The sequence below is a fragment of the Nocardia sp. NPDC127606 genome (genome assembly GCF_042671725.1).
GTDB lineage: Bacteria > Actinomycetota > Actinomycetes > Mycobacteriales > Mycobacteriaceae > Nocardia.
This window is the reverse complement of record NZ_JBHXWQ010000002.1, coordinates 253,871-278,247: the sequence shown is the minus strand read 5'-3', so window position 1 is coordinate 278,247 and position 24,377 is coordinate 253,871. Positions and strand designations below refer to the sequence as shown.

Annotated in this window: 23 protein-coding genes; 10 read left to right on the top strand and 13 right to left on the bottom strand. The window is 68.6% G+C overall.

What is annotated here, in order from left to right; all coding sequences use genetic code 11:
• Positions 1-13: 13 nt before the first annotated feature.
• Genes ACFVJ5_RS12065 through ACFVJ5_RS12050 form a run of 4 tightly spaced genes read right to left on the bottom strand, consistent with a single transcriptional unit; the run spans position 14 to position 5,337 of the window.
• Positions 14-985 (bottom strand): bifunctional MaoC family dehydratase N-terminal/OB-fold nucleic acid binding domain-containing protein, encoded by a 972-nt coding sequence (locus ACFVJ5_RS12065; protein ID WP_379220020.1) that lies wholly within the window; start codon positions 983-985, stop codon positions 14-16.
• On the bottom strand, positions 982-2,145 hold the full coding sequence (locus tag ACFVJ5_RS12060) for an acyl-CoA dehydrogenase family protein (RefSeq protein WP_379220019.1): 1,164 nt from the start codon (positions 2,143-2,145) through the stop codon (positions 982-984). Before ACFVJ5_RS12060 ends, ACFVJ5_RS12065 begins: the two co-directional genes overlap by 4 nt.
• Positions 2,130-3,209, bottom strand: a complete 1,080-nt coding sequence (locus tag ACFVJ5_RS12055; RefSeq protein WP_379220018.1) for an acyl-CoA dehydrogenase family protein — start codon at positions 3,207-3,209, stop codon at positions 2,130-2,132. Before ACFVJ5_RS12055 ends, ACFVJ5_RS12060 begins: the two co-directional genes overlap by 16 nt.
• A gap of 4 nt (positions 3,210-3,213) precedes the next feature.
• On the bottom strand, positions 3,214-5,337 hold the full coding sequence (locus ACFVJ5_RS12050) for an acyl-CoA dehydrogenase family protein (RefSeq protein ID WP_379220017.1): 2,124 nt from the start codon (positions 5,335-5,337) through the stop codon (positions 3,214-3,216).
• Between the two features lie 147 nt (positions 5,338-5,484).
• Between ACFVJ5_RS12050 and kstR the strand changes: the two genes are divergently transcribed.
• From kstR to ACFVJ5_RS12015, 7 genes are all read left to right on the top strand, one after another.
• Positions 5,485-6,102 carry a cholesterol catabolism transcriptional regulator KstR gene (kstR, locus tag ACFVJ5_RS12045; protein WP_379220016.1) on the top strand — a complete coding sequence of 206 codons (618 nt, stop codon included), beginning with the start codon at positions 5,485-5,487 and terminating at the stop codon, positions 6,100-6,102.
• Between the two features lie 343 nt (positions 6,103-6,445).
• On the top strand, positions 6,446-9,016 hold the full coding sequence (gene otsB / locus ACFVJ5_RS12040; protein ID WP_379220015.1) for a trehalose-phosphatase: 2,571 nt from the start codon (positions 6,446-6,448) through the stop codon (positions 9,014-9,016).
• A 134-nt stretch (positions 9,017-9,150) separates the two neighbouring features.
• Positions 9,151-10,035: a metal ABC transporter solute-binding protein, Zn/Mn family gene (locus ACFVJ5_RS12035; protein WP_379220014.1), complete on the top strand. Its 885-nt coding sequence runs from the start codon at positions 9,151-9,153 to the stop codon at positions 10,033-10,035.
• Positions 10,036-10,043: 8 nt separating this feature from the next.
• Positions 10,044-10,892 (top strand): metal ABC transporter ATP-binding protein, encoded by an 849-nt coding sequence (locus tag ACFVJ5_RS12030; protein ID WP_379220013.1) that lies wholly within the window; start codon positions 10,044-10,046, stop codon positions 10,890-10,892.
• Positions 10,892-11,758, top strand: coding sequence for a metal ABC transporter permease (locus tag ACFVJ5_RS12025; RefSeq protein WP_379220012.1), 867 nt, complete (start codon positions 10,892-10,894; stop codon positions 11,756-11,758). Before ACFVJ5_RS12030 ends, ACFVJ5_RS12025 begins: the two co-directional genes overlap by 1 nt.
• A 71-nt stretch (positions 11,759-11,829) precedes the next feature.
• Entirely contained in the window at positions 11,830-13,005 is a 1,176-nt protein-coding gene (locus tag ACFVJ5_RS12020; RefSeq protein ID WP_379220011.1) for an acyl-CoA dehydrogenase family protein, read from the top strand.
• A gap of 14 nt (positions 13,006-13,019) precedes the next feature.
• Positions 13,020-13,823: an enoyl-CoA hydratase/isomerase family protein gene (locus ACFVJ5_RS12015; RefSeq protein ID WP_378631577.1), complete on the top strand. Its 804-nt coding sequence runs from the start codon at positions 13,020-13,022 to the stop codon at positions 13,821-13,823.
• 3 nt (positions 13,824-13,826) lie between these two features.
• Here ACFVJ5_RS12015 and ACFVJ5_RS12010 read toward each other — a convergent pair whose 3' ends face one another.
• From ACFVJ5_RS12010 to carD, 6 genes are all read right to left on the bottom strand, one after another.
• Entirely contained in the window at positions 13,827-14,105 is a 279-nt protein-coding gene (locus tag ACFVJ5_RS12010) for a DUF4190 domain-containing protein (RefSeq protein WP_379220010.1), read from the bottom strand.
• A gap of 186 nt (positions 14,106-14,291) precedes the next feature.
• The gene (gene rlmB, locus ACFVJ5_RS12005) at positions 14,292-15,275 is read right to left on the bottom strand and encodes a 23S rRNA (guanosine(2251)-2'-O)-methyltransferase RlmB (RefSeq protein ID WP_378631574.1); all 984 of its coding nucleotides are present in this window, start codon (positions 15,273-15,275) and stop codon (positions 14,292-14,294) included.
• Positions 15,275-16,678, bottom strand: a complete 1,404-nt coding sequence (gene cysS / locus ACFVJ5_RS12000; protein ID WP_379220009.1) for a cysteine--tRNA ligase — start codon at positions 16,676-16,678, stop codon at positions 15,275-15,277. The genes rlmB and cysS overlap by 1 nt, the downstream gene beginning before the upstream one ends.
• 132 nt (positions 16,679-16,810) lie before the next feature.
• On the bottom strand, positions 16,811-17,278 hold the full coding sequence (ispF, locus tag ACFVJ5_RS11995) for a 2-C-methyl-D-erythritol 2,4-cyclodiphosphate synthase (protein ID WP_358181067.1): 468 nt from the start codon (positions 17,276-17,278) through the stop codon (positions 16,811-16,813).
• On the bottom strand, positions 17,275-18,021 hold the full coding sequence (gene ispD / locus ACFVJ5_RS11990) for a 2-C-methyl-D-erythritol 4-phosphate cytidylyltransferase (protein ID WP_379220008.1): 747 nt from the start codon (positions 18,019-18,021) through the stop codon (positions 17,275-17,277). The genes ispF and ispD overlap by 4 nt, the downstream gene beginning before the upstream one ends.
• A 14-nt stretch (positions 18,022-18,035) precedes the next feature.
• Positions 18,036-18,524 carry an RNA polymerase-binding transcription factor CarD gene (carD, locus tag ACFVJ5_RS11985; protein ID WP_019044685.1) on the bottom strand — a complete coding sequence of 163 codons (489 nt, stop codon included), beginning with the start codon at positions 18,522-18,524 and terminating at the stop codon, positions 18,036-18,038.
• 351 nt (positions 18,525-18,875) lie between these two features.
• On the opposite strand from carD, the gene ACFVJ5_RS11980 reads away from it, so the two are divergent.
• The gene (locus ACFVJ5_RS11980) at positions 18,876-19,577 is read left to right on the top strand and encodes a hypothetical protein (RefSeq protein ID WP_379220007.1); all 702 of its coding nucleotides are present in this window, start codon (positions 18,876-18,878) and stop codon (positions 19,575-19,577) included.
• An 81-nt stretch (positions 19,578-19,658) separates the two neighbouring features.
• Positions 19,659-21,059 (top strand): DNA repair protein RadA, encoded by a 1,401-nt coding sequence (gene radA, locus ACFVJ5_RS11975; protein ID WP_379220006.1) that lies wholly within the window; start codon positions 19,659-19,661, stop codon positions 21,057-21,059.
• A gap of 154 nt (positions 21,060-21,213) precedes the next feature.
• Here the strand turns inward: radA and ACFVJ5_RS11970 are convergent, their stop codons facing one another.
• Positions 21,214-21,888, bottom strand: a complete 675-nt coding sequence (locus ACFVJ5_RS11970; protein ID WP_379220005.1) for a hypothetical protein — start codon at positions 21,886-21,888, stop codon at positions 21,214-21,216.
• Between the two features lie 82 nt (positions 21,889-21,970).
• On the bottom strand, positions 21,971-22,594 hold the full coding sequence (locus tag ACFVJ5_RS11965; protein WP_379220004.1) for a carbonic anhydrase: 624 nt from the start codon (positions 22,592-22,594) through the stop codon (positions 21,971-21,973).
• A 90-nt stretch (positions 22,595-22,684) separates the two neighbouring features.
• Here ACFVJ5_RS11965 and ACFVJ5_RS11960 point away from each other — a divergent pair, with 90 nt between their 5' ends.
• Complete coding sequence (locus tag ACFVJ5_RS11960; protein ID WP_379220003.1) at positions 22,685-23,563, top strand: A/G-specific adenine glycosylase; 879 nt, start codon at positions 22,685-22,687, stop codon at positions 23,561-23,563.
• Between the two features lie 48 nt (positions 23,564-23,611).
• On the opposite strand, the gene ACFVJ5_RS11955 is transcribed toward ACFVJ5_RS11960, so the two are convergent.
• Positions 23,612-24,355 carry an alpha/beta fold hydrolase gene (locus ACFVJ5_RS11955; protein ID WP_379220002.1) on the bottom strand — a complete coding sequence of 248 codons (744 nt, stop codon included), beginning with the start codon at positions 24,353-24,355 and terminating at the stop codon, positions 23,612-23,614.
• Positions 24,356-24,377: the final 22 nt, after the last annotated feature.

Below are 24,377 nucleotides of genomic sequence, written 5' to 3'. Positions count from 1 at the left end.
TCCTTTGCGGTCATCACACGGCCTGCCAGTACGGCAGCACGGTTCCGTCGGCGAGCTTTTCGAAGGCGACGCGGACGGGCACGTCGATGGCGACCTCGGCCGGGTCGATGCCCCGCAGTTCGCCGAGCACGCGCACGCCTTCGTCGAGTTCCACCAGGGCCACGACGAAGGGCAGGTCGCGACCGGGCACCTTCGGCGCGTGGTGCACGACAAAGCTGAACACGGTGCCGGTGCCCGCCGCCACGACGTAGTCGGTGGGCTCCGCCTTGTCCTGCCAGAGGGCGGGAATCGGCGGGTGCCGCAGCGAACCGTCGGGCAGGCGCTGGATCCGCAGCTCGCCGATTTCGGTACCGGCCCAGAAGAATTCGGTGTCACGCGAGATCACCGGACCGACCCGGCCCTCGGGCGCGGTCTCGATCCCGTCCGTCGCGGGCTGCGCGGCCGCGGTGCCGGGTGCGAACTTCAGCAGCCGGAACAGCATTTCGGTGACCACCTCGTCGCCGACCGACCAGGTGGTGGCGTAGGTGAGGAACCAGCCGTCGCCCAGCCCGGTTCGCTTGGGGCCCTTGACTTCGGCCAGCTTGCTGGTGACCTGCACCTGTTCGCCGGGCCGCACGTAACGGTGGTAGGTCTGCTCGCAGTTGGTGGCGACGACCGAGGTGTAGCCCGCCGCGTCGAACAGCTCGTTGGCGAGGTTCATCGGGTCGTCGGCGGCACGGACACCGTGCAGACCCTGCATGGTCCACACCTGGGCCATCGCGGGCGGCGCGACGATGCCGGGATGGCCCGCTGCCCTGGCGGCTTCGTCGTCGACGTAGATCGGGTTGGCGTCGCCGAGTGCCTCGACCCAGTTGTGGATCATCGGCTGGTTCACCGGATCACGACCGGCGCGCGGCGCCGACTCCCCCGCCGCGACGATCTTCGCCGCGCCCTCTGCGAGTTCTTCTGCGGTGACCGATTCCGGCACGCGCCGCTCCTTGTTCATCGGGGTACGCGCGGGAGGTCGAGGCCGGCCGTGGCGACCAGTTCGCGCATGATCTCGTTCACGCCGCCGCCGAAGGTGACGACGAGGTTCTGTTTGGTGCGCCGATCCAGCCAGCCGAGCAATTCGGCGGTGCCGGGCTCGGCCGGGTCGCCGTAGCGGCCGATGATCTCCTCGACCACGCGGCCCGCTTCCTGCAGCGACTCGGTGGAGAAGATCTTGGTGGCCGAGGCATCGGCGATCACCGCGTTCTGTGCCGCCGCGGTGTCGGCCGCCGCGACCTGCCAGTTCAGCAATTCGTTGAGCCGCACCATGGTTCGCACCCGGCCGAGCGCGCGACGAACCTCGGGCTCGCCGAGCAACCCGTGCTGGGCCGACCAGTCGCGCAGGCGGTCGTAGAGCTGTTCGATCTTGCCCGACGGGCCGAGGCTGACACGCTCGTGGTTGAGCTGGGTGGTGATCAGCCGCCAGCCGCGGTTCTCCTCGCCGACCAGCATGTCCGCGGGCACCCGCACGTCGTCGAAGTAGGTGGCGTTGGTGTGGTGGGCGCCGTCGCAGGTGATGATCGGCGTCCAGGAGTAGCCGGGGTCCTTGGTATCGACGATGAGGATCGTGATGCCGCGGTGGCGGGACTCGACCGTGCCGGTGCGGCACGCCGTCCAGACGTAGTCGGCCTCGTGGGCGCCGGTGGTGAAGATCTTCTGCCCGTTGACGATCCAGTCCCCGTCGCCGTCGCGAACCGCGGTGGTGCGCAGCGCGGCGAGGTCGGTGCCCGCCGACGGCTCGGAGTAGCCGATGGCGAAATGGATGTCGCCGGACAGGATTCCGGGCAGGAACTTCTTCTTCTGCGCGTCGGTGCCGTACTTCTGCAAGGTCGGTCCCACGGTCAGCAGGGTGACCAGCGGCAGCGGGACATCGGCGCGGACAGCCTCGTTGAAGAAGATCTGCTGTTCCATCGGGCCGAAGCCCTGGCCGCCGAACTCCTTGGGCCAGCCGACACCGAGCCAGCCGTCGCGGCCCATCCGGCGCACCACCTCACGGTAGGTGTCGCCGTGCCGGTCCACCGCCATCGCCTCGGCCTCGGCCGGGCTGATGAGATCGGCGAAATAGGAACGCAATTCTTCGCGCAACCGCCGCTGTTCGGCGGTCAGATCGATGAACATCTTGCTCCCAGAAGGTCGAGCCGCAGACCCGCACCGCCGAGGAGCCGGGCGAGGTCTTTGGCCTGCGAGTAGTAGCGGTGCATCGGGTGGGTGATATCCACACCCAGTCCACCGTGCAGGTGGTGACATTTCTGCATGGCGCGCGGAACTTCGGCCGCGGCCCAGTAGGCGAGCACGTCGAGGTCCTCGTCGATGCGGTACCGGTGCTGAGGCGAGGAGTCCGCCTGCGCCAGCGCCCAGCACGCCGACTCCGCGGCCACGTGCAGCGTGCGCGAGACGACGTACAGGTCCGCGATCTGCTGCGCCACGGCCTGGAATTCGGCCAGCGGCCTGCCGAACTGTTCCCTGGTGCGCACATGCTCGGCGGTGAGCGTGAGCGCGCCCTTCAACAGGCCGTCGGCGACCGCGCCGATACAGGCCAGCGCGTGGCGGTGCAGGACGGGCAGCGCGTCGGGCAGCAGCTGGTCGGCCGGGATCTCGACGTCGTCGAGGACCAGCGTCGCCTCCGGGATGCCCGCCGAGCCCGCCACCGGGATGATCTCGAGCCCGGGCGCGACCGAATCGACCAGTGCCACACCGGCATCGGTGGGCACCAGAATCCACCGTGCCTGCTCGGCGTAGATCACGCCGGACTTGCGGCCGGTGATCCGCACCGTGTCGCCCGCGCGCACGGCCTTGGTGGTCGGCGCGGTGGTGAACGGCGCGCCCGGTTCGTTGAGCGCGGCGGTGAGCACGGTGCCCTTGCCGACCTCGGCGAGCACCCGCTCGGCCAGTTCGTCCGACAGCACACCGAGCAGCGGCAGCACCCCGAACCCGAAGGTCGGCAGTGCCGGGACCGCCGCGGCATCGGTGGCCAGCTCCATGAGCAGGGCCGATACCTCGAGCAGTCCCATACCGTCGCCGCCGAACCGTTCCGGCACCGGCACGGCCAGCAGACCGGAGTCGACCAGGCTCGGCCACAGGGCCATGTCCCTGGCCGGCTCACGTTCGAGCAGGCTTACCACTACCTCGGCTACGGCGTCGGCGCTTTCGTCGCGGGTGAAATCCACGGCGTCCTCCCTCATCGAGCTAACTGTCCGCATCGCGCGGCAGGCCGAGAATCCGTTCGGCGGCCACGGTCAACAGGATCTGCTCGGTACCGCCCGCAATCGAGAGACACCGCGTAAGCAGGAATTCTTTCAGAGCATCACTGTCCAGGGAACCTTCTTGGCCGACAAGTTCCAGCGCGTATTCCGCCAGCTCCTGCCGATGCCGGACACCCACCAGCTTGCGGACGCCGGCTTGGGCGCCCGCGTCGACGCCCGCCATCGTCGCTACCGCGATCCGCTGTTCCAGCAATGATCCAGCAACCGAAGACGTGATCAGTGCGCCGAAACGGTCCTCACGCAGTTCCGTTCCCCATCCGCCGACCGGAAACCGGTCGAGCAGGGCTTCGAGCGCGCCACCGATACCGCCGCCGCCCATGGCGACCCGTTCGGCCGACAGCGTGGTGCGCGCGATCTTCCAGCCGTTGTTCAGCGCGCCGACCAAGCAGTCGTCGGGCACGAACACGTCATCGAGGAAGACCTCGCTGAACTTCTCCTCGCCGGTGATCTGCACCAGCGGGCGCACCTGCACGCCCGCGGCGCGCATATCGACGAGGAAGTAGCTGATGCCGCGATGCTTGGCCGCGGCCGGATCGGTGCGGGCCAGGCAGATGCCCCAGTTCGCGGTGGAGCCGAGCGAGGTCCACACCTTCTGCCCGCGCAGCACCCAGCCGCCGTCGACCTTCTCGGCAGTGGTGCGCAGGGCGGCGAGATCGGAACCCGCGCCGGGCTCGCTGAACAGCTGACACCAGATGACCTCACCGTGCAGGGTCGGCCAGACGTAGCGTTCGATCTGCTCCTCGGTGCCGAAGCGCAACAGCGTCGGCACCGCCCAGCCCGCGACGGCGAGGTCGGGGGTCGTCAGCTCGGCGCGACGTAACTGTTCGGCGATCTGGAGGCAGGTCATCGGATCGGCGGCACGGCCGTAGGGCCGCGGCCAATGCGGCATCACCATGCCCGCTTCCACCAGCGCGCGGGCCTGGTCAGCGGGCTCGAGGGCGACGATCGCGGCGACCTCGTCCGCCAGCGCGGTGTCGACGGCGGCGTCACCGAGCACCCGTTCGGCGCCGGTGGTGCGGCGCCGACCAGCCCTGGTGAGCTCGGCGACCCGGGCGCGCCAGCGCGCCGAACCGCCGAGGAGCTGACGCAGCGAGCTCGCCCGGCGCAGGTAGAAGTGCGCGTCGTGTTCCCAGGTGAAGCCGATGCCGCCGAGCACCTGGATGGCGTCCTTGGCGTTGTCGACGGCGGCGTCGAGGGCCACCGAGGCGGCCACGGCGGCGGCGATCGCAAGCTCGTCGCCGCCCTCGTCGATCGCGGCGGCGGCGTCGGCGGCGACCGCGCGGATCAGCTCGGTGCGGCACAGCATCCAGGCGCACAGGTGCTTGATCGCCTGGAAGCTGCCGATCGGCTTGCCGAATTGTTCACGGACACGGGCATATTCGACCGCGGTACGCAGAGTCCACCCGGCGATGCCCGCCAGTTCCGCCACCGCGAGCGCTACGAACAGATCGGTGACATCGGCCGTCGGCGCGAAGCCGTGATCGGCCGGGACGATCACCTCAGCGGCGCTGACCCGCGCCAGCGGCACGGTGTGGTCGCCGTGCGCCAGCGACGTCACCGTCAGCGCCTCGGCGGGCAGCAGCAGCCAGCGGGTGCCGTCGATGGTGTCGGCGGGCACGAGAACTCGGGTCAGCTCATCGGCGCCGTAGACGAAATCCCAAGTGCCGGAGACACTCCAGCCCGCATCGGTGGCGACCGCCTTCGCGGACTGCTCGTCGCCGGGCACCGCGACCGCGCACGGTGTGCCGTCGGCGAACGCGCCCTCGGTGATCAGCCCGGCCAGCGCGGTGGCCAGCACCGGACCGCCGACCAGATCGTCGCCGGTCTGCTCGAGCATGACCGCGAGGTCGGCGACCGTGCCGCCGAGACCGCCATTGTCCTCGGGCAGCGCGACCTCGAACAGCCCGAACTCGCTCAGCCCGGTCCAGTACCCGCGCCAGGCGGTCGAGCCGCCGGTTCGCATTGTTTCAATCGGCGCGACCGTGCTCGCCCAGCCTCGCAGCGATGCCGCGACGGCTTTGTGCTCGTCAGTGGTGGCGATGGTCACAAGAAGATCCGCCCTTCCGGCGTGGTTCGCACTTCTAGAACATGTTCTAATATCTAAGCCGGGTATAAGTCAAGAGACCTACACTCGCACTAAGCTCCGGGCACGGCTCGGCCGATGAATTGCCACTGAAGCGAAAGGGTTTCCACGATGGACAGTCCCGCACCAACGCCCACCGTGACCACGCTGTCCGAGGACGAGCTCAGCTCCAGCGCACAGCGCGACCGGCGCAAGCGCATCCTCGACGCGACCCTCGCGCTCGCTTCCAAGGGCGGCTACGACGCTGTGCAGATGCGCGCGGTCGCCGAGCGTGCCGACGTGGCCGTCGGCACGCTGTACCGCTACTTCCCCTCCAAGGTTCACCTGCTCGTTTCGGCGCTGGCCAGGGAATTCGAGATGTTCGAGGGCAAGCGCAAGCCACTACCCGACGGCGACGGCCCGTCCGAGCGCATGCACGTCCTACTCACCCAGATCACCCGGATGATGCAGCGCGACCCACTACTCACCGAGGCGATGACGCGGGCGTTCATGTTCGCCGACGCCTCGGCCGCCGCGGAAGTGGATCGGGTCGGCAAGGTGATGGACCGGGTCTTCGCCCGCGCGATGAGCGACGGCGAACCCGACGACCGCCAGCTCGCCATCGCCCGCGTCATCTCCGATGTGTGGCTGTCGAACCTGGTGGCGTGGCTCACCCGGCGCGCGTCCGCCACCGATGTCACGGAACGACTCGAGCTCACCGTCGACCTGTTGCTGGGCGATCGCGGATAGCCCAGCAACCCGGCAAAGCTCACTACCGCAACATCACAAATCGCCCATCGCTGTTGACACCCGTCGGCTGTGCGACTTCCAGTAGGAAGATGCATAGCCGACGTCGCATATGCGAAACAGCGCATCTACCGGGCCCGCGTGCCTCACCGAGGCTTCACATGCCCGGTGAGCTCGACGAATCCCGCAGCAGGCGGTGGGCCGCCGGTGCGAAATTTGCCGTAAGGTCGCGAGCAAACGACCGGGGGTCGTGCGCACAACCCGCCGCGCCGCTCGCGCGGCAAAATTGACGCAGTATTGTTTTTCGCGCCCCCTGATCAACTCCTCCCATCACTAGGTTGGATGCGTGAGCGCACAGGAACTGCCCTTGGATGTCCGCCGTGCACTGGCGTCGGTTGCGCGCGTGCCACGGCTCTTGGTTGCCTCGGACTACGACGGGACCATCGCCCCGATCGTGTCCGACCCGTCGAAAGCGTTTCCCCAGCGGGAATCGGTGAGCGCGCTACGCGCGCTGGCGGGGTTGGCGAACACTACTGCGGCGGTGATTTCCGGTAGAGCGCTACGAGATCTGGCAGCGCTGTCGCGCCTGCCGGTCGAGGTGCAGCTGATCGGTAGTCACGGCTCGGAGTTCGACGTCGGCTTCGTGCACGCGATCGACAACGACGCCAAACAGCTACTGACAGAGATCAATTCCGCGTTCTCGAAGATCGCCGCCGAGAACCCGGGCGTGACCGTCGAGATGAAGCCGGCCAGCGCCGCGCTGCACGTGCGCAACGCCAGCCCCGAAATCGCCAGGCGCGCACTCACTTCCGCGCGTCAAGGCCCGGCCTGCTGGGTGGGCGTGCAGGTGACCGAGGGCAAGGCGGTGATCGAGCTCGCGGTGATCCCCACCGACAAGGGCACCGCGCTCGACACCATCCGCCATCAGGAAAGCGCCTCCGCCGCAGTGTTCTTCGGCGACGACGTGACCGACGAGAAGGCGTTCCGGGTGCTCTCGGGACCCGACGTCGGCATCAAGGTCGGCGAGGGCGAGAGCATCGCCAAACTGCACGTGGACTCCACCGAGGACGTGGCCCGCGCGCTGGCGTTCCTCGTCGAGGAGCGGCGCACCTGGCTGGCAGGCGCGAGCGCCCCCCGGATCGAGCGGCTGAGCATGCTGGCCAGCCCGCGCTCGGTCGCGCTGCTCACCCCCGACGCGACGGTGACCTGGCTCTGCCACCCCGAGCCGGATTCGGCGGCGGTGTTCGCGCACCTGCTCGGCGGCGCGGCGGCCGGACACTTCACGGTGGCGCCGGAGCGGACGAGCCTGCCGCTGTCGCAGCGGTATGTCGACGGCACGATGACGGTCGAAACACGGTGGGCCAGTTTGCAAGTGGCCGACTACCTGCCGCACGATGTCGCTCCCGATCGCACCGATCTGACCAGGGTGATCACCGGCACCGCGAAGGCCGTGGTCATCTTCGCGCCGCAGCCGGAGTTCGGCCAGGTTCCGGTGCGAATGCAGGCTGTGCGCAACGGAATTCAGGTCAGCGGCACCAATGATCCGATGGTACTTCGCTCCCCGGGCGTGGAGTGGGAGATCCTGTCCGACGGCACCAACGAGCAGGCGCGCGCGGTAGTCGACCCGTCACTCGGGCCGGTCGTGCTCGAATTGCGGTGCGGAACAGCGGATCTCACACCCTCGATGACGCCGGAGCCGCAGCGCCGCCAGCTCGCCGAACAGTACTGGTCGCAGTGGGCAGCCGAATTGCACCTGCCGCCGCTCAAGCCGGATCTGATGAAGCGTTCGGCGCTGACACTGCGCGGACTGGTCCATCGCCCGTCGGGGTCGATCCTCGCCGCGGCCACCACCTCGCTGCCCGAGGACATCGGCGGCGTGCGCAACTGGGACTACCGCTACTGCTGGCTGCGTGACGCGTCGCTGACCGCGCAGGCACTGGTGACCCTCGGCTCGCTGACCGAGGCCGAGGAGTTCCTCGGCTGGGTCCACAAGGTGCTCGACACCCTGCCTGGGCCGGAGCGCCTGCACCCGCTGTACACGATCTACGGCGAGACCCTGCCGCCCGAGGCCGTGATCGACCTGCTGCCCGGTTACGCCGGGTCGCGGCCGGTACGAGTGGGCAACGCGGCCAATATGCAGGTGCAGCTCGACGTGTTCGGACCGATCGTCGACCTGATCACCTCGATGGCGCACGAGCGCGAGCGTCAGGGCATCACCGCCCCGGCCAAGGCACTGCCGGACGCCGACTGGGAACTGGTGCACGCGATGGTGTCGGCGGTGCAGCGCCGCTGGACCGAACCCGACCACGGCATCTGGGAGATCCGCGGGAATCCGCGCCACCACGTGTACTCGAAGGTGATGGGCTGGCTCACCATCGACCGCGCCCTGACCCTGGCCGACCGTTTCGATCGCACCCCCGATCCCGACTGGGTGAGCTTGCGCGACACGATCGCCGACGAGGTGAAGGCGAAGGGCTGGAACGACGAGGTCCAGTCCTACACCGCCGCCTACGATGGCACCGATCTGGACGCGGCCACCCTGCACATCGGCTTGAGTGGCCTGATCGACCCCGCCGACCCGCGCTTCGCCGCGACGGTGGTGGCCACCGAGGCCGAACTGCGCAGCGGCGCCACGGTGTATCGGTACCACCACGACGACGGGCTGCCCGGCGGCGAAGGTGGCTTCCACCTGTGTGCCGCCTGGCTGGTGGAGGCGTACCTGCTGATCGGCAGGCGCTCCGACGCGGAGGCGCTGTTCGCCCAGCTCGTCGCCGCCGCGGGCCCCACCGGCCTGCTCAGCGAGGAATACGACCCGGTCGCCGAGCGTTCCCTCGGTAACCACCCCCAGGCGTACAGCCACCTGGGTTTGCTCCGCTGCGCCCAACTGCTCAGCCAGCCGGTCAACGCCCTGGTCTGACAACGCTCGACAAAGCCGGGTTCGAATTTCGAGCCCGGCTTTTCGATGCGGTTCGTACTGGGTATTCGTAGCTGCTAATCTAAAACGGTAACGATTTCCATTACGATCTAGAGCTTGCTCGCCAGGAGTGCCGCGTGAACCCTCGATTCGCCCGCTTGTTTGCCGGTCTCACGGCGGGGGTGGCGGCCGTGGTCGTCCTCAGCGCCTGCGGTACCAGCTCCAGCGATTCCGATACCCCCCAGATCGTCGCCTCCACCAATGTGTGGGGTTCGGTGGCGTCTGCCGTCGCCGGGCCGGACGCCCAGGTGACCTCGATCATCAGCGATCCAGCCGCCGATCCGCATTCGTTCGAGACCTCGGCCACCGACACCGCCGAGATCAGCGACGCGGATCTCGTCGTGTTCAACGGTGGGCACTACGACGAGTTCATCGAGAAGGCCATCTCGGGCAAGGACAAGCGGACCGTCGAGGCGTTCGAGCAGCGCGCGGACAAGAGCGACGACAACGAGCACGTCTGGTACGACGTGAGCACCGTCGCCGCCGTCGCCGACCGGATCGCGGCCGAGCTCGGCCAGGTCGACGCCGCGCACGCGGACGCCTACACCGAGCGCGCGGTCGCTTTCAAGAATCAGCTGATCGGCGTCAGCACCATCACCGGCACCATCGCCACCCAGACGCCGAACGCGCCGGTCGCCCAGTCCGAGCCGCTCGCGCACTACCTGCTGACGGCCGCGACCGCGCAGGACAAGACCCCGCACGAGTTCCAGGAAGCGATCGAGCAGGAGACCGATCCGGCTCCGGCCGCCGTCGCCGCCACCCGCGACCTGATCACCGCCAAGCAGGTCAAGGCGCTGATCTACAACACCCAGACCGAGGGCAAGATCACCCAGGACCTGCGGGCCACCGCGCAGTCCGCGGGCATCGCCGTTGTCGAGGTCACCGAAACCCTGCCCGCCGGAATGGATTACATCCAGTGGCAGACCGCCAACGCCAAGGCGCTCGCCGCGGCCCTGCGCTGAGGACCCCCATGACCGAGGCAACCGCACTGTCGGAAACCACCGCCGCACCGGACATCGAGACCGCCGACGCGGCGATCCGGCTGCGCGGGGCGAGGATGGCCTTCGGCGACCGCACCCTCTGGCGTGACCTCGACCTCGACGTGCGGCCGGGTGAGTTCATCGCCGTACTCGGACCCAACGGCTCGGGCAAGACCTCGCTGCTGCGCGCTCTGCTCGGCACCCTTGACCTGAGCGCGGGCAGCGCGGAGATCGCGGGCCGACGGGCCGGAGTCGGCAATCCGGGCATCGGCTACATCCCTCAGCAGAAGACCATCGACGCGGGCGTGCAGCTGCGCGGCGTCGACCTGGTCGGCCTCGGTGTGGACGGACACCGGTGGGGGCTCGGCTGGCGTGGTCGTCGCAGCCGGGCCGAGAAGGTCGAGCGGGCCATCGCCGCGGTGGGCGCCGGGTCGTTCGCGCACGCGTCGCTGGAGACGATGTCCGGTGGTGAGCAGCAGCGCTTGCGGGTCGCGCAGGCCCTGGTCGGCGATCCGTCGGTCCTGCTGTGCGACGAACCGCTGCTGAGCCTGGACATGGCGAACCAACGGCTGGTCGCCGAACTGGTCGACAAGCGCCGCCGCGAACACGACACCGCGGTACTGTTCGTGACCCACGAGATCAACCCGATCCTGCCGCTGGTGGACCGGGTGCTGTACCTGGTGGACGGTGGCTTCCGAATCGGCACCCCGGATGAGGTGATGACCTCGCGGACACTGTCGGAGCTCTACGGCACCGAGGTCGAGGTACTGCGGGTGCGCGGCCGCCTGGTGGTCGTCGGAACCGGTGACGATATGGACGCCCTGGGCGGTACCGCCTGATGGACAAGCTCACCAAGGTGTTCCAGCAGATGTTCGACTTCGGCACCACCGCGAACCTGATGGGTTACGACTTCGTGCAGCAGGCGCTGCTGGCCAGTGCCCTGCTCGGGTTGCTGGCGGGCTTGATCGGACCACTGATCGTCGCCAGGCAGATGTCGTTCGCCGTGCACGGAACCAGCGAGCTCTCGCTGACCGGTGCGTCGGCGGCGCTGCTCGTCGGAGTCGGGGTCGGATTCGGGGCGATCGCCGGTTCGGTGGTCGCGGCCGTGCTGTTCGGGTGGCTGGGTTCTCGTGCGCGCGAACGCGATTCGGTGATCGCGGTGGTGCTGTCGTTCGGGCTCGGGTTGTCGGTGCTGTTCCTGTGGCTCGCGCCGGAGCGGGCCGGGTCGAAGTTCTCGCTGCTCACCGGGCAGGTCGCCGGAGTCGGCTACGACGGGCTCGCGCTGCTGGTCACCTGTACCGCGGGCGTGCTCGCCGTGCTGGCCGTGGTGTATCGGCCGCTGTTGTTCGCCAGCTCCGATCCCGAGGTCGCGATCGCGCGCGGGGTGCCGGTGCGCGCGCTGTCGGTGGTGTTCGCGGTCCTGCTCGGCATCACCGCCGCGTTCGGCGTGCAGATCGTCGGCGCGCTGCTGGTGCTCGCCTTGCTGATCACGCCCGCCGCCGCGGCCGCGCAGGTGACGTCGAGCCCGATGCGGGCAACCGTGCTGTCGGTGATCTTCGCCGAGGTCGCCGCGGTCGGCGGGCTGCTGCTGTCGCTGGCGCCCGGTGTTCCGGTCTCGACCTTCGTCACCGCGATCTCGTTCAGCATCTACCTGGTGTGCCGGGTCGTCGGACATCGCAATCGGCAACTCGCGCACGCGCGCTGAACCCGCGCCGAATCCCGCTCCGATGCCCGAACGGCCGCGAGCCACGTAGGTCGGCGCGCAGAATGGCCACCATGATCGACTTCACCGTTCCGGATGATCTGGCCGCACTGCGCGATCGGGTTCGCGCCTTCGTCGTCGAGCAGATCGTGCCGTTCGAGCGCGATCCCCGCCTCACCGCGCACGGCCCGAACGACGACCTGCGGGCCGAACTCGTCGAACTGGCCCGCGCCGAGAAGCTGCTGACCGTGCAGGCGCCGGTGGAATACGGCGGGCTCGGACTCAGCCACGTCGAGCAGGCGCTGGTGTACGAAGCGGCGGGATGGTCCACGCTCGGGCCGGTCGCCATGAACTGCGCCGCGCCCGACGAGGGAAACATGTTTCTGCTCGGCAAGATCGCCGATCCGGAGCAGATCGACCAGTATCTGATGCCGGTGATCCGCGGTGAACAGCGCTCGGTGTTCGCGATGACCGAACCCGGCGGCGCCGGCTCGGATCCCGGACAGCTCAGCACCGAGGCGGTATTCGACGGCGAGAACTTCGTGATCAACGGTCTCAAGTGGTTGATCACCGGCGCCGACGGCGCCAAGACCTGGATCATCATGGCCCTGCTCGCCGAGAACCCCCACCTGCCCGCCGGGCCGACACTGTTCCTCGCCGACGGTGACGCGCCGGGCATCGTGATCGAGCGCATCATGAACACGATGGACCGCAACTACGTCGGCGGGCACGCGGTCGTCCGGTTCGACAATCTCACGCTGCCGCCGACGGCGGTGCTCGGGCGCACCGGACAAGCCCTGCGGTACGCGCAATTGCGGCTCGCCCCCGCCCGGCTCACGCACTGCATGCGCTGGCTCGGCGCGGCCGCTCGCGCCCAGTCCATCGCGCTGGACTACGCGCGTACCCGCACCGCGTTCGGCAAGCCGATCGGCGAACACGAGGGCGTGTCGTTCATGCTCGCCGACAACGAGGTGGCGCTGCACCAGTGCAGGCTCACCATCTGGCACGCCTGCTGGCTGATGGATCAGGGGCAGCAGGCCAGGCACGAATCGTCGATGGCCAAGTCGTATGTGTCCGAGGAACTGTTCAAGGTCACCGATCGCTGCGTGCAGGTTCTCGGCGGGATCGGGATCAGCGACGAGACGGTGGTGGAGATGTTGTTCCGGGACATGCGCGCGTTCCGTCTCTACGATGGGCCGACGGAAGTGCACAAGTACGCGATCGGCAGACACTTGCTGGCCGGTCGCTAGTACGATTCCATCCCATGAGTTCGGAATTGCTCGTCGATGTCGAAGGCGGCGTCGCGCTACTGACGCTCAACCGACCAGCCAAGCAGAACGCCGTCACCCCGACGATGGCGGCCGAGCTGAGCGCCGCCCTTCGCCGGTGCGATACCGAGGACGCGATCCGCGCCGTCGTGATCACCGGCACGCCCCCGGCCTTCTGCGCGGGCGCCGACCTGGCCGCGCGCGGCGGCGACGTGAGCGCCACGCTCGATCCGCCCCCCTGGCAGGTCCGTAAACCGGTGATCGCCGCGGTGAACGGGCACGCGGTCGGTATCGGGCTGGCGCTGGCTCTGCAGTGTGACCTGCGCTACTTCGCTCGCGACGCGGTGTACGGGCTGAACCAGGTGCGTCGCGGGGTGCTCGCCGACGGGTTCGCGCACTGGACGGTGCCGCGCCTGGCCGGCCTGGCCAATGCCGCCGACATCATGCTCACCGGGCGCACCTTCGACGGCGACGAAGCCAAGTCACTCGGACTGGCCAATGCCGCACTGCCCGCCGACGAGGTGCTGATGACCGCGATGGCGGTGGCCCACGATATCGCCACCGGGACCGCTCCCCTGCCGGTCGCGCTCACCAAGCGGCTGATCTGGGAGAGCCTCGGCATGACGCCCGCGGTGGTCGGGCAGCTCGAATCCGAGCTCAACGCGCAGGTTGCCAAGAGTGTCGACGGTGGCGAGGCGATGGTGGCGTTCAAGGAGCGTCGCCCGCCGAACTGGACCGGCAGCGTCAGCGGCGAATGGCCCGCCTGGGACGCGCCCGGCGTGCGCCCGAGCCTGGACTGAGCCTCAGAAGTTCCCGTTGCAGGAACCGGCCAGGTACAGCATCGCGAACAGCAGCATGCAGATGGTGCCGAAGATGCCCGCGATATAGCCGATCAACACCTGAGACCGGCCGCTGAGCGCACCGTAGGACGCATCGATGTCGTTGAGTGCCCGCTTGCCGAGCACCCACGCGACCGGCCCGAAGATCCCACAGCAGAACGGACTGAGCAGCCCGAGCACAAGGATCAGGTTGGCCTGCGGGTGCTCGACCGTTTCGCCGATCGGCTGATTAGGGATCGCCACCCGTCGAATCTTACTGTGCCGGAGGGCCGCTGACCTGAACTACACGGCCTGGCACCGAAGTCCGCTGCCATGACCGCACTCCCAGCCCCGAACCCCGACCCCTAGGGAGGCGCCGGACGCGCAGCGGCCGGGTTCGCGACCGTCCCGTCGATGCCGCGAACTCGAGCGCGCCAGCGCTCCAACACCTCAGCCCAGACGGCGCTGCCTGGCGATGTCGGCGAGGACGACGCCCGCGGCGACCGAGGCGTTGAGCGACTCGACCGGGCCCGCCATCGGGATGCTCAGGATCGAGTCACAGTTCTCGCGCACGAGCCGCGACAGGCCCTTGCCCTCGGAACCGACCACGACAACCGTCGGGACACTGCCGTCGAAGTCGTCGAGGGTGGTGTCGCCGTCGGCGTCGAGGCCGACGATCTGGATGCCGTTCGAAGCCCAATCCTTCAGCGTGCGAGTCAGATTGGTCGCCCGCGCGACGGGCAGCCGGGCGGCGGCACCGGCGCTGGTACGCCATGCCACGGCGGTGACGCTCGCACTACGACGCTGCGGGATCACCACACCCTGGCCGCCGAACGCGGACACCGAGCGGATGACGGCGCCGAGATTGCGCGGGTCGGTGATGTTGTCGAGCGCGACCAGCAGGGCGGGTTCGGCGGTGGCCTTCACCCGGTCCATCAGATCGTCGGGGTGGGCGTAGCGGTACGGCGGCACCTGCAGGGCCACGCCCTGGTGCATTCCGTTGGCGCTGAGCCGATCCAGATCGGTGCGGGGCACCTCGAGGATGGAGATGCCCATATCGGCGGCGCGCTGCACGCTCTCCGAGAGCCGGTCGTCGTTCTCGGTGCCGACCGCCACGTACAGAGCGGTCGCAGGCACGTCGGCGCGCAGACACTCGAGCACGGGGTTGCGGCCGAGCACCAACTCGGGACCCTCGTCGGACTTGCGGCCCGCGCGCGGCACACCGGATTTACCGGTCGGACGACCCTGTGCCGCATTGGCTTTGGCCGCCGCTCTGGCCCGCTTGGCGGCGGGGTGCTTGGTGCGCTCGGACGCGGGCGGGGTCGCGCCCCTGCCCTCGAGACCGCGGCGATGCTTCCCGCCGGAACCGGCGACGGCACCCTTCTTGGTGCCGCTCTTCCTGACTGCTCCGCGTCGCTGTGAATTGCCTGCCATCAGTTCGCCTTTCCGCTCGATGCGCCCAGCGACCATTCCGGCCCCTGCGGGGTATCGGTTACCTCGATACCCGCGGCGATGAGCCGATCCCGTGCGGCATCGGCTTCTGCCCAGTTCTTGTCGGCCCGCGCGGTCGCGCGGCGATCCAGCTCCGTGCGGACGAGCACGTCGAGCGCGTCGATCGCCGCCGAATTGTCGGCGGGGGTGTACCACTGTTCGTCGAGCGGGTCGACGCCGAGAATTCCCAGCATCGCCCGCACCTGACCGGCCAGTTCGACCGCGGTCTCCACCGCACCCGCTTCCAGCGCGCGATTGCCCTCGTGCACCACGTGGTGAATTTCGGCGAGCGCCTTCGGAACGGCCAGATCGTCGTCGATCGCGGCGGCGAATCCGTCGGTCCATTTACCGACGGGCACCTCGCCCGCTCGGTCCAGCACTCGCTGCACGAAGGCTTCGATGCGCTGATACGAGGCGACCGCGTCGTCGAGTGCCTTGTCGGAGTATTCGAGCATCGAGCGGTAATGCGCGCTGCCCAAGTAGAAACGCAATTCTACCGGGCGCACCCGGGTGAGCACATTCGGGACCGAGAGCACGTTGCCGAGTGACTTCGACATTTTCTCCCCGCCCATCGTCACCCAGCCGTTGTGCAGCCAGTAACGCGCGAAACCGTCGCCCGCGGCTTTGGACTGGGCGATCTCGTTCTCGTGGTGCGGGAAAATCAAATCCATTCCACCGCAGTGGATATCGAATTCCGGGCCCAGATAGAACTCGGCCATCGCGGAGCATTCCAGATGCCAGCCGGGGCGACCGGGACCCCACGGCGACGGCCAGCTCGGCTCGCCGGGCTTGGCGGCCTTCCACAGCGTGAAGTCGCGGGGGTCGCGTTTGCCGCGGGTCGGGGTCTCACCCTGGTGCACATCGTCGAGTTTGTGGCCCGACAGCTCACCGTAATTCGGCCAACTCACCACATCGAAATAGACATCGCCGTCGGCGGCATAGGCGTGGCCGCGCTCGATCAGGCGCTGCATCAGATCGATCATCTGGGTGATATGACCGGTGGCGCGCGGTTCGGCCGACGGCGGCAGCACGCCGAGGGTCTCGTAGGCCTTGTCGAACGCGCGCTCGTGGGTCGCGGCCCATTCCCACCACGGCCTGCCCGCTTCGGCGGCCTTGTTCAGGATCTTGTCGTCGATATCGGTGACATTGCGGATGAACTGCACGTCGTAGTCGTGCGCGAGCAGCCATCGACGCAGCACGTCGAAGGCCACGCCACTGCGCACGTGACCGATATGGGGCTGGCCCTGCACGGTGGCCCCACACAGATACACCGAGGCACGGCCGGGGACCAGCGGGGTGAATTCCCGCATGGTCCGCGTGTCGGTGTCAAAAAGGCGCAAGGTCACGGCATTCGATCCTAGTCGGTGGGATTGTGGTGGGGTTGACCGGCCGGTTCGTGGCGCCGTGGTGAACGAAACGGCTGATCGAATCGGCGAAAAAGCAATACGCGGAAAGAAAGGTTCAGTGGCCCGTTGGGGCTACGAACATGCTGCGATCAGACAGGTGGCGATGGCGGCGATACCCTCGCCGCGACCGGTCAGACCGAGACCGTCCGTCGTGGTGCCCGACACAGAAACGGGGGCGTCGAGGAGTTCGCCGAGTACTTTTTGCGCTTCGGCGCGGCGCGGGCCGATCTTCGGGCGATTACCGATGACCTGCACCGCGGCGTTCACGACCGCGAAGCCCTCGTCGGCCAGCAGCCTGCGGACCTCGGTGAGCATGGCGGCGCCGGTGACACCGGCCCATTCGGGGCGGCCGACACCGAAGACAGCGCCCACGTCGCCGAGGCCCGCGGCGGAGAGCAGGGCGTCGCAGAGCGCGTGGGCGGCGACGTCACCATCGGAGTGGCCCGCGCAGCCGTCGGCGTCCGGGAACAACAGCCCGGCCATCCAGCAGGGGCGTCCCGGCTCGATGGGGTGCACGTCGCTGCCGATACCGACTCTCATCGGGCAACCGCCTGCTCGACGCCGGGGCGCCCGACGGCCGGCGAACGAGCGCCGTCGGCGAGCAGCGCCTCGGCCAGGCGTAGGTCGAGGGGGGTGGTGATCTTGAATGCCAGTGGGTCACCGGGGACTGTGTGCACAGCGACACCGAGGCGTTCGACCAGGCCCGCGTCGTCGGTGGCGCCGACGTCGGTGGCGTAGGCGCGGCGGAGCAGGTCGGCGGCGAAGCCCTGGGGGGTTTGGATTGCGCGCAGGTGGGCGCGATCGGGGGTCCCGGTGACGATGCCCGCGTCGTCGACCGATTTCACGGTGTCCACGACGGGCAACGCGGGAACCACGGCCTGGCTGCCTGCCTGGAGCTCGACGGCCACCCGCGCGATCAGTTCCGGTGGGGTGAGCGCCCGTGCGGCGTCGTGCACGAGATAGAACGCGGCGTCGGGCGCGGCGGAGATGCCCGCGCGCACCGAATCGGTGCGCTCGGCGCCGCCGACCACCACCTGCACCGGCACAGGGGGCATCGAACCGCCGGTCAGCGAGGTGGTGGTGGACAGCAGGGCGGATGCGGCCTCGACCAGTTCGGCGGGCACGACCACGACAACCCGGTGCACCGCACCGGACGCGATCAGACCGTCGACGGCCAACCGGACCATAGGTGTGCCGCCGACCGCGACGAACGCCTTCGGGGTGGGTTCACCCAGGCGCACGCCACGACCGGCGGCAGGGACCAGTGCTACGACAGGTCGCACTTGTTTGTTTGTTTCTAGGAAGCCGCGGCGAGGACCTCGTCGAGCAGCGATTCGGCCTTGCCGTCGTCGGTGCCCTCGGCGAGCGCGAGCTCACCGACGAGGATCTGACGAGCCTTGGCAAGCATTCGCTTCTCACCGGCGGACAAGCCGCGGTCCTGCTCACGACGCCACAGGTCACGCACCACTTCGGCCACCTTGTTCACATCGCCGGAGGCGAGTTTCTCGAGGTTGGCCTTGTAACGGCGGGACCAGTTGGTCGGCTCCTCCGTGTGTGGCGCGCGCAGCACCTGGAAGACGCGGTCGAGACCTTCCTGGCCGACGACGTCACGGACGCCGACGTATTCAGCGTTCTCTGCGGGAACCCGAACGGTCAGGTCGCCTTGCGCAACCTTCAGGACCAGATACTCTTTCTGCACACCCTTGATGGTGCGGGTCTCGATTGCTTCGATCAGCGCCGCTCCGTGGTGGGGGTAAACGACGGTGTCTCCGACCTTAAAAATCATGTGTCCCGTGCCCCTTTCGATGTTCACAGTTTAACATGCGACTCGATAACGGCGCGATCAACTGTGCAGGTCAGGGCCACAACGAGGCCATCGCAGGGGTTGACAATCCAGAATTGTTGTGCATTGTGTTGTGCCAGAACGGGTTAACCACCAGCACAGCGACAGGTTATCGCACAGCACGATCCCGGCATCGATCCGGCAAACCCCCTCGAGACACCGAACTGTTACTTCCGCACCCGCGCGTCGCGAGCCCGAACGTCACCCGCGCGAAGTGAACTACTACGCTGCCTAGTTACTACCCTCCGATCCCCGTGTGGACGGAGTGAGCCCGGTCGACATGGAGGACAAACCGTGACTGCCCTGAAAGCTGTGACCGCCCACTCGGCGCGACGTCGCATGGTGACGGTTGCCGCGCTCGCCGCTGCCGCGGGCATCGCCCTGACCGGCTGCAGTGCCGGCCAGCACACCCAGACCTCGACGCAGGCCGCCGCGATCAACGGCAACCACGCCAACGTCGGCGCCATCGCCCTGCGCAACGTGCACATCGTGTACCCCGAGGCCGCCGCCGAGCACGACAAGGGCGGCAAGGCGGTGATCGCGATGTCGATCATCAACAACAGCGAGACCGTCACCGACGAGCTGACCAGCGTGAGCACCGACCTGGGCCAGGTCAAGATCACCGGGCCCGCGGGCGACCCCAAGTTCGTGCTGAAGCCCCAGCAGACCGTGGTCGTGGGACCGGGCGAGACCAAGCCCGCCGCGGCCGACGATCACCACGGCGCCACCTCGGCGGCGCCGACCACCACCTCGGCCGCGCCGACCAGCGCCGCCGCGGGCGTCGACATCCCATCGAAGGATCCGGTGAAGACCCCGGCCACGATCGAGATCACCGGCCTGGCCAAGGACATCGTCCCCGGCCTGACCTACAACGTCACCTTCAACTTCAAGGACGCGGGCACCGTGCAGGTGTCGGTCCCGGTCGATGCCGCGGCCGTCCCGCGCATCGAGAACGAGAAGTCCGGCCCGGCGCCCGAGGGCGCGGGCGGTCACTGACACCAGCCGTAGGGAAGAGCCGTCGCGAACTTCGCGGCGGCTCTTCCTTTTTGTGTCGGTCCGGGTCCGTAGGGTGCGCGTGTGGCCAAGACCAAAGCAGTCTTCCGGTGCTCCGCGTGCACGCACGAGGTGTCCAAGTGGGTGGGCAAGTGCCCTGATTGCGGTGCCTGGGGAACGGTGAACGAGGTGGCCGTTTCGGCGTCCACCGCGGCCCCGGGGCGGCGGGCGATGCTGCCGAGTACCGCGGCGGCGCCGTTGTCACAGATCGACGCCAAGGTCACGCAGGCGCGGTCCACGGGGGTCAGCGAGCTCGATCGGGTGCTCGGGGGCGGCGTGGTGCCCGGGTCGGTGGTGCTGCTGTCCGGCGAGCCGGGGGTCGGCAAGTCGACGCTGTTGCTCGAGGTCGCGTTCCGGTGGGCGGCGGCGCGCGAGGAGACCGCGCTGTACGTGACCGCCGAGGAGTCCGCCGGGCAGGTGCGGCTGCGAGCCGATCGCACGGGTGCGGTGCACGACCGGGTGTACCTGGCGGCCGAATCGGATCTGTCGATCGTGCTGGGCCATGTGGAGCAGGTGCGGCCGTCGCTGCTGGTGGTCGACTCCGTGCAGACCATGCTGGCGCCGGAGGTGGACGGGGTGATCGGCGGTGTCACCCAGGTGCGCGCGGTCACCGCGGCGCTGACCTCGCTGGCCAAGGCGACCGGGATCGCGGTGCTGCTGGTCGGGCACGTCACCAAGGACGGGAACGTGGCGGGCCCGCGCACACTCGAGCACCTGGTGGACGTGGTGTTGCAGTTCGAAGGCGACAAGAATTCGTCGCTGCGGATGGTTCGCGGCATCAAGAACCGGTTCGGCAGCGCCGACGAGGTGGGCTGCTTCGAACTGCACGACGACGGCATCGCCTGCGTCGACGATCCGTCCGGGTTGTTCCTGCACCATCGCACCGACACCGTTTCCGGCACGGCGGTGACGGTCGCGATGGACGGCAAACGGCCGCTGGTGGCCGAGGTGCAGGGGCTGACCGTCAAGACCGAGATCCCGCAGCCACGCCGGGCGGTGAGCGGGCTGGACTACAACCGCGTCGCCATGGTGCTCGCGGTGCTGCAGAGCCGAGGCCGGGTCTTCCTCGGCAAACATGATGTGTACGCGGCCACCGTCGGCGGAATGCGCTTGCTCGAGCCGACCGCCGACCTGGCCATCGCCTTGGCCATCGCGTCCGCCGAGGCCGATATCGCCCTGCCCGCGGGGTGGGTGATCCTCGGCGAGGTCGGGCTGGCGGGCGAGGTTCGCAAGGTCACCGGGCTCGGCAGGCGCCTGGCCGAAGCCGAACGGCTGGGGTTCACCACCGCGCTCGTTCCGCCCGGTTCGGAGAAAACCAAGACCGGCACGATGCGTATCCACGAGGTCGGGGATCTGCGATCGGCACTGCGATTGGCCGAACTCCGCAAATCCCGCGCACCCCGCGAAGTGATAGCAGTGGAATAACTCCGGCAACCGCCCGATTCAGCGCCGGTTCGCCATTGCTGCGCCAATGTCCATTGACGGCACGGTCGATCCTGCGAACACTGCAAATCAACCCATCTTGAACATGTGACCTACGGCGCACCCGCACAATGCCCCGACATACGGGAGCGCGGCATCAAGAAGCGAGGTTGAACGGCTCCGCGGCACTGCGAACGGCACCGAGCTGGGCCACGACCATGTACGCGCCCGCGGGCACCTGGAGGCGGTCGCCCGCGCACTGCGGCTGTGAGGTGGTGCCGAACCAGGTGCCCTTGTACGAGAGTTGTTCACCGGCCTTGAGCGTCTTCATCTCCGCCGGGTCGTCCTGGTTGCAGTCGTTGCTCGCCCAGAGCCTGCGCTGGCCGTCCAAGGTGTAGACGAGGAACTGTGGGCCCGCGCCGAGATCGCGCGCGCAGGCCGCGGACGAGATGTTGGTGATCACGGTGCCGAAGGCGGGCTGGTCGCCGACCCGGTAGGTCGGCTGGCCGACCGTCACCTTCAGCGCCAGCGACTGATCCGAGCACGGCTGTGCCGCCGGCTGGTCGGCGGCGGAGGTCGTCGCGCTCGGCGTGGCCGACGCACTGCTCGACGAGCTACTCGGCGTCGAACTCGTCGCGGACGCGCTCGGGCTCGACTCCGCCGACGTGGTGGTACTCGCTGCCGCACTGCCCGCACCGGACGAGTCCCCACCGCGCGCGACCATGGTGACGAGCCAGATCACGATCGCGAGCGCGACGACGATGACGCCGATCGCGAGTGCACGGCGGCGCCAGTAGATCTCCGGTGACAGCGGTCCATTCGGTTCCAGCACGCCTCAACGGTAAGCGCAGCGCGCAGGGGCGCGCTCGATGACCTCGGCGTGTCGGGGGCCGAACCGGGGAGAAGTCGGCGGTTCAGACCACCTCGCCGATATTGCCGACGGTGCGCCGCAGGTGCACGCGACCGTCTTCGAGCTTGTAGGTGACGCTCGCGATAGCGCACTGACCAGTGGCAACGCGCTGGGAGATGATCATCGAGCGCTGCATGAGCAGCTTGCTGGTCTCCACCACGTGGCGCGCCTCGAGTTCGTCGAGCGTGTTGAGGCCTTCGCGGCGTCCCACCAGGATCGACGGCGTCACCCGCTCGACCACACTGCGAATGAACCCACCGGGCACCTCGCCGCCGTCGAGCGCGTCGATGGTGGCTTTCACGGCGCCGCAGCTGTCGTGCCCGAGGACGACGATCAGGGGCACATTGAGCACCTCGACGCCGTATTCGATCGAGCCGAGCACCGAACTGTCCACGACGTGGCCCGCTGTGCGCACCACGAACATGTCGCCGAGCCCCTGGTCGAAGATCAGTTCGGCAGCGACGCGGGAATCACCGCAGCCGAACAGGATCGCGTGGGGGTTTTGGCCCTTGACGAGTTTGGCTCGGTCCGCGGCACCCTGGCTAGGATGCTGCAGGGTGTCGTTGACGAAGCGCTCATTGCCTTCGCGCAACGACTTCCAGGCGCTTATCGGATTGGAACCAGGCATACCGACCATTGTGCACAGACCCTTGGTTACCAGCGAGTCCGCCACGTTACGCGTCGGCAAAGAGAGACTGGCTCAGAGGAAACGGGAACAGTGAGCATCGACGCGCAGGCCCTGCTCGACTGGTTCGACGACACGGCGCGCGCGCTGCCGTGGCGCGAGCCGGACGCGACCGCATGGCACATCCTGATGAGCGAGATCATGCTCCAGCAGACGCCGGTGGTGCGGGTGGAGCCGATCTGGCGCGAATGGGTGGCGCGCTGGCCGGTGCCGTCGGCGATGGCGGCGTCCTCGCAAGCGGAGGTGCTGCGGGCGTGGGGCAAGCTGGGATATCCGCGGCGGGCGTTGCGGCTGCACGAGTGCGCGCGGGTACTGGCGGCCGAACACGGTGACGTGGTGCCCGTCGACGTCGACGTGCTGCTGAGCCTGCCCGGCATCGGCGCGTATACCGCTCGCGCGGTGGCCTGTTTCGCCTACGGGCAGCGAGTTCCCGTGGTGGACACGAACGTTCGACGCGTGGTAGCTCGGGCGGTCCACGGCAGGGAGCCCGGCAACCCGTCCTCGCGCGATCTCGCCGAAACCGAAGCGCTGCTCCCTGTTCCGGTGCCGCGAGCCGCGAGGTTCTCGGCCGCCCTGATGGAACTGGGCGCGCTGGTGTGTACGGCCCGCAACCCCGACTGCGCCCGCTGCCCGCTGCCGACCTGCGCGTGGGTCACGGCGGGCAAACCGGCCGCCGACGTGGTGCGCAAGGTGCAGAAGTACGAGGGCACCGACCGTCAGGCCCGTGGGCGGCTACTCGATGTGCTGCGCGACGCGTCGGGCCCGGTCGAGCGGATTCGCCTCGACCTGGCGTGGACCCGCGACCCGGGTCAGCGTGCGCGGGCGTTGGATTCGCTGCTGGTCGACGGGCTGATCGAGCAGACAGACGATGGGCTGTTCGCACTCGCGGGCGAAGGAAGCCCCACCGGGTGACGTCGGATCTCGGCACGTGCCGAGGGATCGGGGCGACCGCCGGCCCGCTCACCTCGTGACGCGCGCCAGGAACCGGCCGACATGTTCGCGGTATGCCTCGGGTTGTTCGTCGTGCACGAGATGCCCTGCCTCGGCGATGCGCACATACTCCGCGTCGGGGTGCACCTCGGCCATCGTCCGCATCTGCCCCGGCGGGGTGATGGTGTGCTCGCCTTCGATGAGCAGTGTGGGAACCCGCAGCGACTTCCATTCGGTCCAGAAGTCGCGGGTGCCCCATTCCTCGGAGATCGCGCGGAAGGTGTCCACCTCGCCGTGGAGCCGGTACCCGTCGGGTGCGGCGGTGAACGCGCGCAGGAAGTACGCGCCCGCGACCGGGCCGAAATAGTCGAGCACCGCCTGCTCGTCGGCGAACGGTTGCGGCCAGGAGTGGATCAGCTCGGCCCAGTGGGCGGCGGTGCGGCCGGTGAAATCGGGAGCGATGTCCTCGACGACGATCGCGCGCACCCGCTCGGGACAGGTCGCCGCGAAGACCCACCCGTGGATCGCGCCCATCGAATGCCCGACGATCACCATCGGTTCGGTGATCGCGGCGGTGCGCTCGGCCAGGTCGGCCACGAAGGCCTCCGTCGTGAGCTCGGCGGGCGTCGGCCGACCGTGCCCGGCGGCGTCGACCGCATAGACATGCCCGAACTCCCGCAACCACGGCACCTGATCGGCCCAGGTCCGCGCGCTCCCCATCAACCCGTGCAACAGCAGAATCGGAACCCCCGACCCACCTTCGTCATACAACACACCTCCGATACTGCCCCAGCTA